The sequence below is a fragment of the Qipengyuania sp. SM2507 genome (genome assembly GCF_053714505.1).
In genome coordinates this window covers 464,956-478,718 of sequence record NZ_CM132307.1, presented here as the reverse complement: position 1 = coordinate 478,718, position 13,763 = coordinate 464,956, and the positions used below count along the sequence as shown (strand labels likewise).

The following is a 13,763-nucleotide window of genomic DNA, read 5'->3' as shown; positions in this document are numbered from 1 at the left end:
CCGGCATAGCTACCTTGATACGTAAAGGGGCCGTGACGAGATGGATGACCTGCTGGCGGATTTCGTCGCCGAAACCCGCGAAATGCTCGAGGCGAGCGGCGAGGAAATCGTCGCCTGGGAAGCAGATCCTTCCGACAAGGCCCGGCTCGATACGATTTTCCGCTTCGTCCACACCGTCAAAGGCAATTGCGGCTTCTTCGATTTTCCGCGCCTCGAGCGGCTGAGCCACGCTGCGGAGGATGCGCTGGCCGACTGCCGCGCCGGACGGCGCAAGCCCGATCGGGCGCTGGTTTCCGCCGTGCTCGCGATCATGGACCGGATCGGCCAGATGAACGACGCGATCGAGGCGGGCGAGGAATACCCCGCCGGCGGCGACGATGCGCTGATCGAAGCGCTGCAACCGAATGCAGAGAGCGCCAGCCTCGAAGAGGCTGCCTCCACCGAACCCGACAACGCTGAGGGCGGGACTGCCCGTACGATCCGAACGGCCCCGGTCCAGCGCTCGATCCGCCTCCCCGTCGATCTGCTCGACGAGGTGATGAAGGGCGTGTCCGACATGGTGCTGGCGCGCAACGATCTGGCGCGGCGCCTGCGCGAAGCCGGCCAGCAGCCGACGATCGACGGTCCGTTCGAAAGGCTCTCCGCAATCCTCGCCGATGTCCGCAACGCAACCACGCGGATGCGGATGCAGCGGCTCGAACATCTGTTCGGCGCTCTCCCGCGCCTGGTGCGCGATCTCGCCCACGAGCTCGGCAAGGAGGTGGCAGTCGAATTCGAAGGCGGAGATGTCGAACTCGACCGCGAGATGGTCGAAATGGTCCGCGACCCGCTCACCCATATCATCCGCAATGCGATCGATCACGGGATCGAACCGCCCGAGAAGCGCCGCGAAGCGGACAAACGCGAGACCGGCCTGCTCAAATTCGCCGCCCGCCAGTCGGGCAACCGCATTTCGCTGGCCATCTCCGACGACGGCCGCGGGATCGATATCGACCGGCTTGAAGCCAAGGCACTCGCGGCGGGGGTCTACACCCGCGCCGAACTCAAGCGGATGGACGAGCGCCAAAAGCGCCTGCTGATCTTCGAGCCGGGACTTTCAACTGCCGATTCAGTGAGTTCGGTATCGGGACGCGGTGTCGGCATGGATGTCGTGCGCGCCAATATCGAGAAGGTCGGCGGGTCGATCGACGTCTTCAGCAAGCCCGGCGAAGGGACGACCTTCTACCTCCAGCTGCCGCTCACGCTGTCGATCATGCCCGCGCTGACGGTGGAATCGGAGGGACGACTCTACGCGCTTCCCCGGTCCTACATCGAGGAAATCGTCTTCGCCCAATCGCGCGACGTCGAACTCGCGCATGCCGGCGAGCGTCAGTTGCTGACTTTCCGCAACCGGCGCGTGCCGTGCATCGCGCTGGCGCATGTGCTGGCAGGGAACGAGACAGAACCGGTCGACTGGCCGGAAACGACTCTGGTCCTCATCCGGCTCGCCACGGACGAGATCTTTGCCTTGGCGGTCGATCGGGTGCACGACCACGAGGATGTGGTGGTGAAGCCCATCCCGCCCGCCATCATGGAAACCGGTATCTATGCCGGGACGACGCTGCTCGACGATGGGCGTCCGATGATGCTGCTCGACGTGCCTAACATCGCACGCGATTGCGGGATGCTGGAGGATCTGCGCGCCAGATCGGAAAGCGTGGTCGAGGAAGAAAGCGCCGCACCCGAGAAGCCGAGCCTTCCGGTGATGCTGTTCACCGGGCTCGACCAGCGCCGCCGCGCCGTGCGGCTGGACCTGGTACAGCGGATCGACACCGTCGAGCGCGAGGCGATCGATATCGAGGGCGCGCGGGCGCAGGTGGTCATCGAGGACCGGATCTTTGCTCTCGCGGGCCACGACGATGGTCCGCTACCCGAAGGTCGCTGTCGCCTGTTGCGCCTGTCCGATGGCGAAAGCGAGATTGCGCTGATCGTCGCCGAAGTGCTCGATGCGGCGCAAATCGACCAGGACATGCGTGCCGATGGCAGGGACCCGCGCTATGCGGGCGTAGCCCTGCTCGAAGGGCGCCCGGTGCCGGTCATCGACGCCCACCGACTGTTCGTCGAGCACGGCAACCCCGTCTCCGCCGAACCAGCCCCTGCCCGCAAGGTCAACGCGCTGTGACCGAGGCCCTGCTCATGTGCCTGATCGCCGAGCGACGGGTCGCCTTTCCAGCGGTGAAGGTGCGTTCGGTGATCGAGATCGAGCGGATCACGCCGATTCCGCGCACTGCACCTCACATCGCCGGGATCACCGCGCTGCGCAGTCAGGCGCTGACCGTAATCGACTGCCGGGTCGCACTCGGCTTCGAAAGCAGGGGCGATCCGGTCGGCAGCCGCGCCGCGGTGGTCGATCACGAAGGTCATTCCTACGCGCTGGTGGTCGACCAGGCCTTCGATGTCGTGGATGCTCTGGGGGACCCCGAGAGGGTACCCGGCGGATTCGGCGAATCCTGGGCCGAAGCGGCGATCGGCATGGTCGAGACCGCGAGTGGCCCGACCCTGCTGATCGCGCTCGAAACGCTCATCGCCGGGCATCAGGCGCAGGCGGCTTAAGTGAATCGTTACCGGTCCCGATATATGTGCGATTCGCAAAAGAAACGCGAGGGGCGCAAGCAATGAAGAAATGTCTGGTCGTCGATGACTCCCGGGTGATCCGCAAGGTCTCCCGGCACATACTGGAAACCCTCGGCTTCGCCGTGGATGAAGCGGAGAACGGCAAGCTCGGCCTCGACAAATGCGAGGAGTCGATGCCCGACGTCGTCCTGCTGGACTGGAACATGCCGGTGATGACGGGGATCGAATTCATCACCCAGTTGCGTCAGCGCGAAGGCGGCGACAAGCCCAAGGTCGTGTTCTGCACCACCGAGAACGACGTCGCCCATATCCGCGAGGCGATCAGCGCCGGTGCGGACGAATATGTCATGAAGCCGTTCGATCACGAGACCTTGCAGATCAAGCTCCAGCTCGTCGGCATGGTCTGAGAAGGACCGCATCCATGGCCGCCGTCCTCCGCCCAGAACGCTATCCTCCGGCAATGGCGCCGCAATCCCGTCCGACGCATGCGGACAAGATCCGGGTGATGATCGTCGACGATTCGCTGACCGTGCGCACGGTGTTCGCGCGGATGATCGATCGCGAGGAGGATCTCTGCGTGGTTGCGGATGCCGACACGGCCGAGAAGGCGCTGCTCGCGTTGCGGTCGGCCGATGTCGATGTGATCCTGCTCGATCTCGAAATGCCCGGAATGGGCGGGATCGAGGCGCTGCCCAAAATCCTTCAGCGCGCTGCAGATGCGCAAGTGCTGGTCGTGTCGTCGTTGACACAGGACGGGGCCGAACACACCCTCACTGCGCTGTCGATGGGCGCGGCGGACACCATGCTCAAGCCCCGCCCCGGCGGGTTCAACGACGAGTATCGCGATGCTCTGCTCGCCAAGATCCGGGCTCTGGGTGGCCAGGCGCAGATTGTCGAAGACGACGCGGAGCCGACCGCAACCGACATCCCCCTTCGCCGCCGCACCAAAGTTCCGCAGGTCGTCGCTATCGGTTCCTCGACCGGCGGCATTCACGCGCTCAACCTGTTTCTGCGTCGCCTTCCGCGCGAGTTCGACCTTCCCATCCTCATCACCCAACACTTGCCCGAGAGTTTCATGCCGGTGTTCGCTCGCCAGGTGGAGGTTGCCGCTGGGCGCCAAGCCGTGCTCGCCGATGAGGGAACCAGCATCGAGCGCGGACGGATCGTGATCGCACCTGGCTACGGGCATATGGTGGTCCGGCGCGCCCACCCTGGCATGATCTCGGGCACCGGCGCGGTCACCGGCCTGGCGCACAACCGCGCCACGAGCGGCTGCATGCCCTCGGTGGATCCGATGTTCGAAAGCCTCGCGGAATGCTTCGACGGCCATGTCGCGGCGGTTCTGCTGTCGGGCATGGGACGCGACGGCACCGAGGGGGCAGGCGCGGTCGCGCGGGCTGGCGGTGCCGTATTCGCGCAGGACGAGGAAAGCTGCGCTGTCTGGGGCATGCCGCGCGGCGTGACCGAGAGCGGGATCGCCACAGTGGTACTGCCACCCGAACAGCTTGCCGACGCCGTGGTCGCAGCAACGGGGCTGGTGGCAAGCGGAGCAGCGGCGTGGCCTTGAACGACGCGTCCCATCGTATCGTCGCCGATCTCCTTTGTACCCGGACTGGCCAGCAACTGACAGATAGCCGCCTCTGGCGGATTTCCTCGGCGCTGGCCGGACTGTTTCGCGAACGCGGCATTTCCAATCTCGACCAGCTGGTCTGCCTGCTCGGCGATGGGGACCAGGCCGAGCTGGCCACCCAGGTGGTCGAGGCGCTGCTCAACAACGAGACCTATTTTTTCCGCGATCACGCCTATTTCTCGATCCTGGCCGACACCGTCCTGCCCGACATCGCCAGCAAGCGCGCGGCGAGCAAGCGGATCCGCATCTGGTCGGCGGGCTGTTCGACCGGGCAGGAAGTGCTGTCGCTTGCCATGCTGTTCGCCGGGCAACCCGAACGGTGGGCCGGTTGGAACATCGAGATCCTCGGCACCGATATCTCGACCAAGGCGCTCGCGGTGGCCAATTCCGGACTCTACTCGCAATTCGAAATCCAGCGCGGAATCAGCATCGGGCAGATGCTGCAGTTCTTCAGTGAGACACCGGGGGGCTGGCAGGCCAGCGACACGATCCGCGCGATGGCGCGGTTCAAGCAGGCCAGCGTCCTCGATTCGCCTCCCCATCCGGGCAATTTCGATTTCGTCCTGTGCCGCAACGTGTTGCTTTATTTCGATCCCCCGACCCGTCGCTCCGTTTTCGAACGCCTTTCGCAGGCGACCGCAGCGGATGGTTGGTTGATGCTGGGAGCAGGCGAGACTGTGATCGGCCAGACCGACGTCTTCGTTCCCGCTCCCTGCGGTGCCACGCTCTATCACCCGGCCGGCACCAGCCAACGGTCCTTGCCGATCAGATCGGTCGCTCCGGCGCTGGCCGGGCTGGCTGGCTGATCGCGCCGCAAGAGCTCGATCGCGCCTTGTCACTCCGCAAAGAAGGTAAACCTGCGCTTTACCCATTCTTAGCACCTCGCCGCCTAGAGCCAGTCAGGCAGCGTCAGTTCGACTTCTGTTGGGGGCTAGTGTGACGAATATGCCGGGCAAGGGAGGGTTCTCTCCGCAGGTCATGGTTCTTGCCCCGCTCGCGATCCTGTCCTGCGTGTTCGCCGCCCTCGTGCTGGCCTATGCCGCCAGCCGCTCGAATTCGCAGGTTTCCACATCCGTATTCGTTTCCATCGCAATCGCGGCCTATGCCACCGTGGTCGCCGCCCTTGTGTGGCATGGACTTCGGCATTCTCGCCGACTCGAAAAAATGAGCCTCGCCGATGCGTTGACCGGCTTGCCAAATCGCCGGGCCCTGCATCTCGACTACGCCCGGATTTCCCGACAGGAGCAGGAACTCGCCGTCGCGTTGCTCGATCTCGACGGGTTCATGCTCATCAACGATCACTACGGACACGCAATCGGCGATCGCACCTTGCGCGTATCGGCTGAAATCATCTCCGAGATATGCCAGGGCGAAGCGCGGATTTACCGGCTGGGGGGCGACGAATTTGCCGTTCTCAAATCCGGACCCGTTGCCGCGACGCTGCTCGAAGGCCTGTGTCGCCGTATCGTCGAGCGCCTCGCCAAGCAGGTCCGTGTGGACGAACGCCGCCTGACGCTTGGCGCCAGCATCGGCCTTGCCAGGACGACAGAGGCCCAGCAGCTTGGTTCTCCCGAACTGCTGCGGCAGGCGGATGTCGCCATGTATGCCTCGAAACGCGGCGGCAAGGGGCGCTGCACCTGGTTCAGCCAGGAATTCGACGCCAGCCGCGAGCAGACGCGCGAAATGGACGAGGAATTGCGCTCCGCGCTCGCGAATGACGAATTCACGATTCATTACCAGCCGCTGATCGATTGCAATTCGAGCAAGGTCGTCGCGGTCGAGGCGCTGATCCGCTGGCCGCGCGAGGATGGAACATTCACCGCACCCGACACATTCATTCCGGTCGCGGAAGAATCAGGTCTGATCAATCCGATCGGCCTGTTGGTCCTGCGCCGCGCCTGCCTCGATGCTCTCGCGTGGAATGGGATCACGCTCTCGGTCAACCTGTCCGCAGCGCAGCTGCGCAATCCCGAATTCCCGATCCAGCTCGGCCATATCCTCGAGGAAACTGGCTTCGCGCCGGAGCGGCTCGAACTCGAGATTACCGAGACCTGCCTCGTGCTCGACCCGGTGGTGGCCGAGCGCAGCCTTTCGGTGATCCGCAATTTCGGCGTCAGCATCGTGCTCGACGATTTCGGGACCGGATACGCGTCGATCGGCTTCCTGCGCCAGTTCCGCTTCGAAAAGCTCAAGATCGACCGCAGCCTGGTCTCCCAGGCCGGGCAGGACGACGGCAGCCGGGCCATGATGCTCTCCAGCATCACCGTGGCGCGCGCCATGAAGATGGCGGTCACTGCCGAAGGCGTGGAGACCGAGGAACAGGCCCAGATGGTTCGCGCCGCGGGTTGCGACCAGATCCAGGGCTGGCTCTATTTCAAAGCCATGCCCGCCGGTGAAATCCCGCAATATCTCGACAGACGGATCGATATCGCTGCCACGACGGTAGCAGCAGCGATAGAGACCAAGGAAGGCAAGGTAGCATGAGCGCTCTACAGGATGTGGCGAAAGAGCTGGTCGCCGAAAGCGAGATCTCCGAACGCGAAGTTGTCGGTGCCGATGCGGCACGATACGACACGACGGAAGGTGAACCCGCGCAAGGGGAAGCCGCGCTTGGCCGGTTCGGCGCGTTCTTCCACCACATGACGATCGCCGGCAAGCTACGCACCTTGTCCACGGCGAATTTGGCCGCGGTATTTGTCATAATGTTCACCACGGCGATTGCAGGCTTGATCGCGCTCGACATGCGCGACGCCCGGCTAGCCGTGTCGGAAACCCAGGTCGCGGCGGCTCATCTGACCAAAGGCATCGAACAAGCGCGGCTCCACAGCCAGCGCTACGCAATTACGGGTGACCTCGAAGATCTGGTGACCGCGCGTGAAGCACTGAATGCGACCGACAGCTTGGTGCAATCAATCCACACGACTGCCGCAGAATATTCTCCGGATACCATCCCCGCGATCGATTATCTGGCCGAACAGCTGGAGGGCTATGATCGCGAACTGCAGGCGCTGCGATCATCTTATGCGCGCTATGGCACGGGTGAACGCACCCAGACCATCGCCGACGCCATTTTCCTCAGCGGCGTCAGCTTTGCCGAACAGGCAGAAGCCATTAGCGGACAGCTGGCCGATCAAGGCCAGGCCATCGATGCCGGCTCGGCGAATGCAATTGTCTGGATTTTCGCGGTTCTGGGTCTGATCTGCGCATTGATGGTCGGAGTGATTTTCTTCAGCTCGCGATACCTGACGCGTGATCTGTCGGAAATTCTCGTCGAACTCACCTCTGCGGCCGAAAAGCTGGCTAGCGGCGACAAGGCCATTTCCATTCCGGGGCGCAATCGGAAGGATGAAATCGGGGCATTGGCCAACGCGATGCACATCTTTCTGCGCGTTGCCTGGCGCTTCGAGAAGCTGATTTCCGAAAAGGCGGGACGCGCCGAGCAGGAATTGGAAGAACGCGCCGCCCTGGAACAGGAGCGGGAAGATGTCCGCCTGCAAAAGGAGCGTACTCTTCTTGAGCTGGCGCAAAACTTCGAGACCACGGTAGGCAATGTGGTCGGCAGCGTCGCTGCTGCAGCCACGCAATTGCAGGCCACCGCCGGTTCGATGGCCAGCGTCGCCGACCAGTCGAGCAGCCAGAGTACCCAGGTTGCAAAATCCATGGAGCAAGCCAGCGCGGGCGTTACCGCCGCGGCTGCCGCGTCGGACGAATTTGCCATGTCGATCGGCGAGATCAGCCGCCAGGCGGCCAATTCGGCTTCGCTCGCCCGCAAGGCAACCGAAGCGGCGGCAGATGCCGATGGAACAATTTCCGCCCTCTCCACTTCTGCCGATCAGGTCGGCAAGATCGTCGAACTGATCCAGTCGATCGCCCAGCGGACCAACCTGCTCGCGCTCAACGCCTCGATCGAAGCCGCGCGCGGCGGCGAGGCGGGCCGCGGCTTCGCGGTGGTGGCCAGCGAGGTCAAGGAACTGGCCAACCAGACCAGCCGCGCGACCGAGGAAGTCGCCGAACAGATCCGCACCATGCAGAACTCGACCGGTGCCAGCGTCGATGCGCTGCGCTCGATCGGCGAGCATATCAAGCAGCTCGAGACAACTGCGGTCTCGATCGCCAGCGCGGTCGATCAGCAATCGGTCGCGGGCCAGGATCTGGCGCGCAGCATCGATCTCGCGGCGCGGGCGTCGGGCGAAGTGTCCGCCAATATCGACCAGGTGCGCGAAAGCAGCCTCGTTACCGGGGCCGCCGCCAGCCAGGTGCTCAATTCATCGACGGAGCTCGAAGGGCAAGCCAGCGCGCTGCGCCATCAGGTCGGCTCGTTCCTTGAAAAGGTGCGGGCGGAAGCCTGACTTCCACCCGCAGCCCTCAACCGTTCATTCCCACCAGTGTGGCAGGCGGCGGGCATCGCCAGTGATCACCTCGTTCATTGTACGCGCATCGTAGAGCCGCCCGCCGATCATCACCCGTTCGATGTCGTCCGAATTACGGATATCCTGGGCCGGATCGGCCGTCAGCACTACCAAATCGGCCAGCTTGCCCGGCTCGATGCTGCCGATATCGCGATCCATCCCCAGCGAACGGGCAGATTCGATCGTGCCCGCTCGCAGCGCCTGCACGGGGCTCATCCCGCCGCGCACGAAGCTCCACAGCTCCCAATGCGCCGCGATCCCCGCCTGCTGGCCATGCGCGCCGATGCTGACCTTGACCCCGCGTTCGGCGAGCTTCTTCGCCTCGCGCGCCGAATTGTCGTCGACATAGGCCCAGTCGGGTGCCTTGGTGCGACGAGCGGTTTCCGCAAGCAGCATGCGTGGCGGGGTGTGCACGAGCAGCGGGTTCGCGAATACATCTGTCGCCTGTCGCCAATAGGGGTCGCCGGCTAACCCGCCATAAGTGACGGTCAAGGTCGGCGTGTAATTGGTCTGGCTCTGGCCGAAGAGCTGCAGCACATCCTCGTAGATCACATCGACCGGGAGGTTGTGTTCGAGCGTGGAATTGCCATCGGCGACGAGATTGATGTCCATACCGAACAGCGAACCGCCCTCCGCAACCACCAGCATGTTCTCGGCTCGGGCTGCGGCAACCACCTGCTGGCGCTGTTCGCGGCGCGGCTGGTTGTAGTTCTTCACCGATATGCCGCCCTGATCCTTGATCCGGCGGACATGGGCAAGCGCATCCTCGTAGCTGTCGATCCGCGCATAGACGCCCGGCGATTTGGCTCCGTAGATGATTTCCCCGGTCGAGAAGATGCGCGGCGCGAGCAAGGTGCCCACGCGTTGACGCTCGGACGCGGCGAAGATCGCGCTGGCGCTCGAGGAGGGATCGTGGACCGTGGTCACTCCCATCGCCAGTTCTTGCACCGCCGCCCAGTTCTGCTGCGGCACCAGATCGCCGGTACCCTGCGGACCATGGGCATGGGCATCGACGAGGCCAGGCATGATGGTCTTGCCGCTGGCGTCGATCACCGTGGCGCCCGCAGGCACCTGCGTGCTGGCCGAGGGGCCGACCGCGACGATCCGGTCGCCGCGGATGACCACCGTGCCGTTCTCGATCGCTCCCGCCCCGTCATCCGCCATGGTGAGGATGCGGGCATTGATAAGCGCGTAGGTCCCGGTGGGCTTGTCCGCCCGGACTGTGCGGGTCAGCGAAATGCCGGTTTCGGGCTGGGCGAATTCGGGCGCATCTTCGCCCGCCGGTACGGTCCGGAACATCGCCGCCGTGCTGGCGCGATAAAGCGTCGGGCCCATCGACCAGTAGAGCGTGTCGCCGCCATTGGCCCAGCCGATATAGTCGGCACCGCCCTGGCTGGCGCGCACCACGGGGAGCGAGCTCGCCTTCTCGCCCACGGTGACCGCCTGCCCGCCCGGCAGCAGCGGCATGGCGAAGACTTCGTAATTCTGGCGGAAGGCGACGTAATTGCCATCCGGTGCGACGCGGAAATCATTGGCGAGATCGCCTTCGGCGTGGACCCGAACCGCCTCGCCGTTGAGATCGGCGGAGAGCAGTTGCAGCTTGCCAGCCGAATTGCCCATCATGAAGATGCGGTCGTTCTCGGCACCGAACTGCGGCACACGGTTGCCGCGCGAGACGAGCTCGGGCGTGCCGCCCGAAACCGGCACGGTATAGACCCCGGCATTCTCGGAATATTCGGGCGAGGTCAGATAGCCGCCGGCGCGCTTCTCGAACACCAGCGTGCGACCGTCGGGCGAGAATTGCGGAACCGCATAATGGCCCCGCATGGAGGTGATGGTCCGCGCATTGCGCCCGCTGCTGTCCGAGACGACGAGTTCGCCAAGGCCTTCGTCGGTCCAGCGCACGAAGGCGATCCGCGCGCCATCACGCGACCAGGTCGGCCACAGTTCGAGCGCGTCGCCTTCGCCGGTCAGCCGCTGCGGAGTGCCGCCTGCGGCGTTCTGAACGTAGAGCTTGCCGAGGCTTTCGAACACGATCCGGCGGCCATCGGGCGAGAGCGCGGCGAATTTGGGAATCTTGCTCTCGAAACTGTCGGGCGCCACCGGAATGACCGGATGCGGCGCGTCGGCGACGCTGCGCGTGTCATCGACCTGGAAGGGGATGACCCGCGCTGCCCCGCCATCGAGTCCGATCCGGTTGAGCTTGCCGCCTGCCCAGAACACGATCTCGCGGCTGTCGGGGGTCCAGTCCATCAGCGGATAGACGCCATAGACCGCCCAGGTCTCCTGCATGTCGAGATCGAGGGTGTCGTAAATCATCCGTTCGACGCCGGTCGAAAGATCCTTGATCCACAATTGCGACTGATCCTTGTCGCGGCGGACGAAGGACAGGTATTTGCCATCGGGCGAAGGCTGCGGGCGGACCGAACCGCCATAGCCCGACACCGCAGTTGTCACCTCACCGGTGGCGATGTCGAACCGCTCGATCTCGAACAGGCTCTGGGTCGAGTCCTGTGCATATTCGAACACCGCGCCGGGCGACACGTTGCGCGTGTAGAAAATCGCTGTTCCATCTGCGGAATAGACGGGTTCGCCCAATTCCTTCTGCGCGGCTTCGTTCTGCCGCTCGACGAGTGCGACCCCGCCACCGCCAGAAACATGGTAGATCCAGACTTCGCCCGTGCCGGCGGAGCGCTGCGTGGTGAAATGCTTCTTCGCCGCGATATAGCGCCCGTCGGGGCTCCAGGTCGGCTGGTTGAGCAGACGGAAGTCTTCCTTGGTAACCTGCCTTTTGTCCGAACCATTGGCGTTCATGACCCAGATGTTGTCGGCCCCGCCGCGATCAGAGGTGAATGCGATGCGCTGGCCGTCGGGTGAAAAACGCGGCTGGATTTCCCAGGCTAGCCCTTCGGCGATGCGGGTCGGCGTACCGCCCGAGATCGGCATGGTGTAGATATCGCCAAGCAGCGAGAACGCGAGCGAGCGACCGTCGGGTGACACATCGACATCCATCCAGGTGCCCTCGTCGGTACGGATGGGCACCTCCCGCAGCGTTGCCCCGCGCGGCGCCGTAACGTCCCAAGGCTCCTCTTCAGCGGCGACGCCCGGCTGGGCCACTGCGGGAGCGGCCTGAACCGCCTCGCCCGTCCCCTCTTCGGGCAAGGCTTCATCGGCTTGCGACGCATCGACCTCCTGCTCCTCGACCGGATTGGGCGATGGTGGCGGTGCGTCGGATTGCGCGGCGGCGGCCTGCGCGAGAAACAGCGAAGCGAGGACGGATGCGACAGTGAATTTCATGGTTTGGCTCTCCCTGATCGGCGCCGGTTTAAGCGCACATCCGCGAGAGTCAAAGCCAGCCCGGTATTGTTATCCAAGGTGATCGGGCGGGCCGAGGGCGCGCCGGTTCACTTCGCCAGTGTCAGCGATATCCGGCGGTTGCGCGGATCGCTTGGATCAGCGCTGATCAACGGTTCGGTGTCGGCCACCCCCTCGATCCTTCGAAAGCGCTCGGTAGCGACCCCTTGTTGCATCAGCATCTGGCGGGTGGCTTCGGCGCGCCCGGCGGAGAGCGACCAATTGTTGACCCGCTTCGGATCGCGCCAGCGCAACGCATCGGTATGGCCGCGCACAGTGATCTTGCTGGGTTCGGGACCGATCGAGGTCGAAATGACCTGAAGCAGGTCACGCGCGTCGGAGGTGAGCGCGGTGGTGCCAAGCGAGAACATCGAGAAATCGGCATCGTCGACCAGATCGATACGGATACCCTGGGTCGTGTCGACCATCCGCACCTGACGCATCAATCGACGCAGCCGCTCCTCCTCGGCAATCTTGGCTTCCACCCGTTGCTCGATGCGCTTGATCATGGCTGCGCCTTCGCGCGGACCGCCAGTCGTATCGCGCGGGACGGTAAGGGTCTTGGTTCCCGTCTGTCCTGCGGCGTGCGGGTAACTGTCGACATCGGTCAACGACGATCCGCCCAGCAGACCATCGGACCCCGCGCTTTGTTCTTTGGTCTTGACCAGCGTCGGCGTGAAATAGTCGGCAAGGCCCTGACGCTGGTCCTCGGTGGTCGCGCCGAGCAACCACAGCAACAGGAAGAACGCCATCATCGCGGTGACGAAATCGGCATAGGCGACTTTCCAGGCGCCGCCATGGTGCCCCGCCGCGACGATGGTGACTTTCTTGACGATGATCGGGGTGGGATCGTTGCGACCCGCCTTGGTGGCCATGTCAGCGGCCTCGCAAGGCGTCGAGCAGTTCGGTCAGTTCAGGTCGCACTGCATGACCGAGGCCCGATCTGGCCGATTCCACTACCAGCGGCTGCGGATGACCGTAGAGCGAAGCGATAATGACCTGCTTAACCGCATGGAAGATCATCTCGTCCTGTTCGAGCACCTGCTTCAACCGGCCTGCCAGAGGGCCGACGATGCCATAGGCCAGCAGTACGCCGAGAAAGGTTCCGACCAGCGCCGCGCCAATCATCTTGCCGAGAACTTCGGGCGGTTCGTTGATCGAGCCCATCGTCTTGACCACGCCGAGCACCGCCGCGACGATACCCAGTGCGGGCAAGGCGTCGGCGAGCGATTCCAGCGCATGCTGCGGCTCGTGCAATTCGTGGAAATGCGTCTTCATCGCATTGTCCATCACTTCCTCGACCGCATGCGTTTCGAGCGTGCCCGAGGAGACCACCAACAGCGTGAGCGTATCGCTGATCAGACCGATCAGCGGTTTGTTGTTGAGCAGGCCGGGATAGGCACTGAAGATGGTCGAGTCGGCAGGATTCTCGAGATGACTTTCGAGCGCTACCGGTCCGTCGTTCTTGAGAGTCTTCATCAACTGCGTGGTGAGAGCGATCGCGTCGATATGATCCTGCTTGGTGTGCTTGGGTCCCTTGAAGATCTTGCCGAAGGCCCTGCCGATCGCCTTCAATCCGTCCATCGAATTGCCGGCGACCATCGCCCCGATGGCGGCGCCGCCAATGATCAGCATCTCGAACGGCATCGCCGCCATAACCGGACCGAGCGCACCGCCGCTGAGCGTGAACCCGCCGAAAACCATGACGAGCAGAACGATGATTCCGATGATCGCGAACATTGACTAATTACTCCAGC

Annotated in this window: 10 protein-coding genes; 7 read left to right on the top strand and 3 right to left on the bottom strand. The window is 64.0% G+C overall.

The window, feature by feature from the left end:
• The first annotated feature begins 40 nt into the window (after nucleotides 1-40).
• The 7 genes from ACWIKC_RS02265 to ACWIKC_RS02235 all read left to right on the top strand — a co-directional run bounded on the left by ACWIKC_RS02265 (nucleotide 41) and on the right by ACWIKC_RS02235 (nucleotide 8,592).
• Nucleotides 41-2,161: a chemotaxis protein CheA gene (locus tag ACWIKC_RS02265; protein ID WP_454598519.1), complete on the top strand. Its 2,121-nt coding sequence runs from the start codon at nucleotides 41-43 to the stop codon at nucleotides 2,159-2,161.
• A complete protein-coding gene (locus ACWIKC_RS02260; RefSeq protein WP_454598518.1) occupies nucleotides 2,158-2,592 on the top strand; it encodes a chemotaxis protein CheW in 435 nt (144 codons plus the stop codon). Before ACWIKC_RS02265 ends, ACWIKC_RS02260 begins: the two co-directional genes overlap by 4 nt.
• A 62-nt stretch (nucleotides 2,593-2,654) precedes the next feature.
• Nucleotides 2,655-3,020, top strand: coding sequence for a response regulator (locus tag ACWIKC_RS02255; RefSeq protein WP_454598517.1), 366 nt, complete (start codon nucleotides 2,655-2,657; stop codon nucleotides 3,018-3,020).
• Between the two features lie 14 nt (nucleotides 3,021-3,034).
• Nucleotides 3,035-4,180, top strand: coding sequence for a chemotaxis-specific protein-glutamate methyltransferase CheB (gene cheB, locus ACWIKC_RS02250; protein WP_454598516.1), 1,146 nt, complete (start codon nucleotides 3,035-3,037; stop codon nucleotides 4,178-4,180).
• A complete protein-coding gene (locus ACWIKC_RS02245) occupies nucleotides 4,171-5,049 on the top strand; it encodes a CheR family methyltransferase (RefSeq protein WP_454598515.1) in 879 nt (292 codons plus the stop codon). The genes cheB and ACWIKC_RS02245 overlap by 10 nt, the downstream gene beginning before the upstream one ends.
• A gap of 139 nt (nucleotides 5,050-5,188) precedes the next feature.
• Complete coding sequence (locus ACWIKC_RS02240) at nucleotides 5,189-6,727, top strand: putative bifunctional diguanylate cyclase/phosphodiesterase (protein ID WP_454598514.1); 1,539 nt, start codon at nucleotides 5,189-5,191, stop codon at nucleotides 6,725-6,727.
• On the top strand, nucleotides 6,724-8,592 hold the full coding sequence (locus tag ACWIKC_RS02235) for a methyl-accepting chemotaxis protein (RefSeq protein WP_454598513.1): 1,869 nt from the start codon (nucleotides 6,724-6,726) through the stop codon (nucleotides 8,590-8,592). The genes ACWIKC_RS02240 and ACWIKC_RS02235 overlap by 4 nt, the downstream gene beginning before the upstream one ends.
• Before the next feature lie 24 nt (nucleotides 8,593-8,616).
• Here the strand turns inward: ACWIKC_RS02235 and ACWIKC_RS02230 are convergent, their stop codons facing one another.
• The 3 genes from ACWIKC_RS02230 to motA all read right to left on the bottom strand — a co-directional run bounded on the left by ACWIKC_RS02230 (nucleotide 8,617) and on the right by motA (nucleotide 13,746).
• Complete coding sequence (locus tag ACWIKC_RS02230) at nucleotides 8,617-11,949, bottom strand: amidohydrolase family protein (protein WP_454598512.1); 3,333 nt, start codon at nucleotides 11,947-11,949, stop codon at nucleotides 8,617-8,619.
• A 107-nt stretch (nucleotides 11,950-12,056) separates the two neighbouring features.
• On the bottom strand, nucleotides 12,057-12,881 hold the full coding sequence (locus ACWIKC_RS02225) for a flagellar motor protein MotB (protein WP_454598511.1): 825 nt from the start codon (nucleotides 12,879-12,881) through the stop codon (nucleotides 12,057-12,059).
• 1 nt (nucleotide 12,882) lies between these two features.
• Complete coding sequence (motA, locus tag ACWIKC_RS02220; protein WP_454598510.1) at nucleotides 12,883-13,746, bottom strand: flagellar motor stator protein MotA; 864 nt, start codon at nucleotides 13,744-13,746, stop codon at nucleotides 12,883-12,885.
• Between the last annotated feature and the right edge of the window lie 17 nt (nucleotides 13,747-13,763).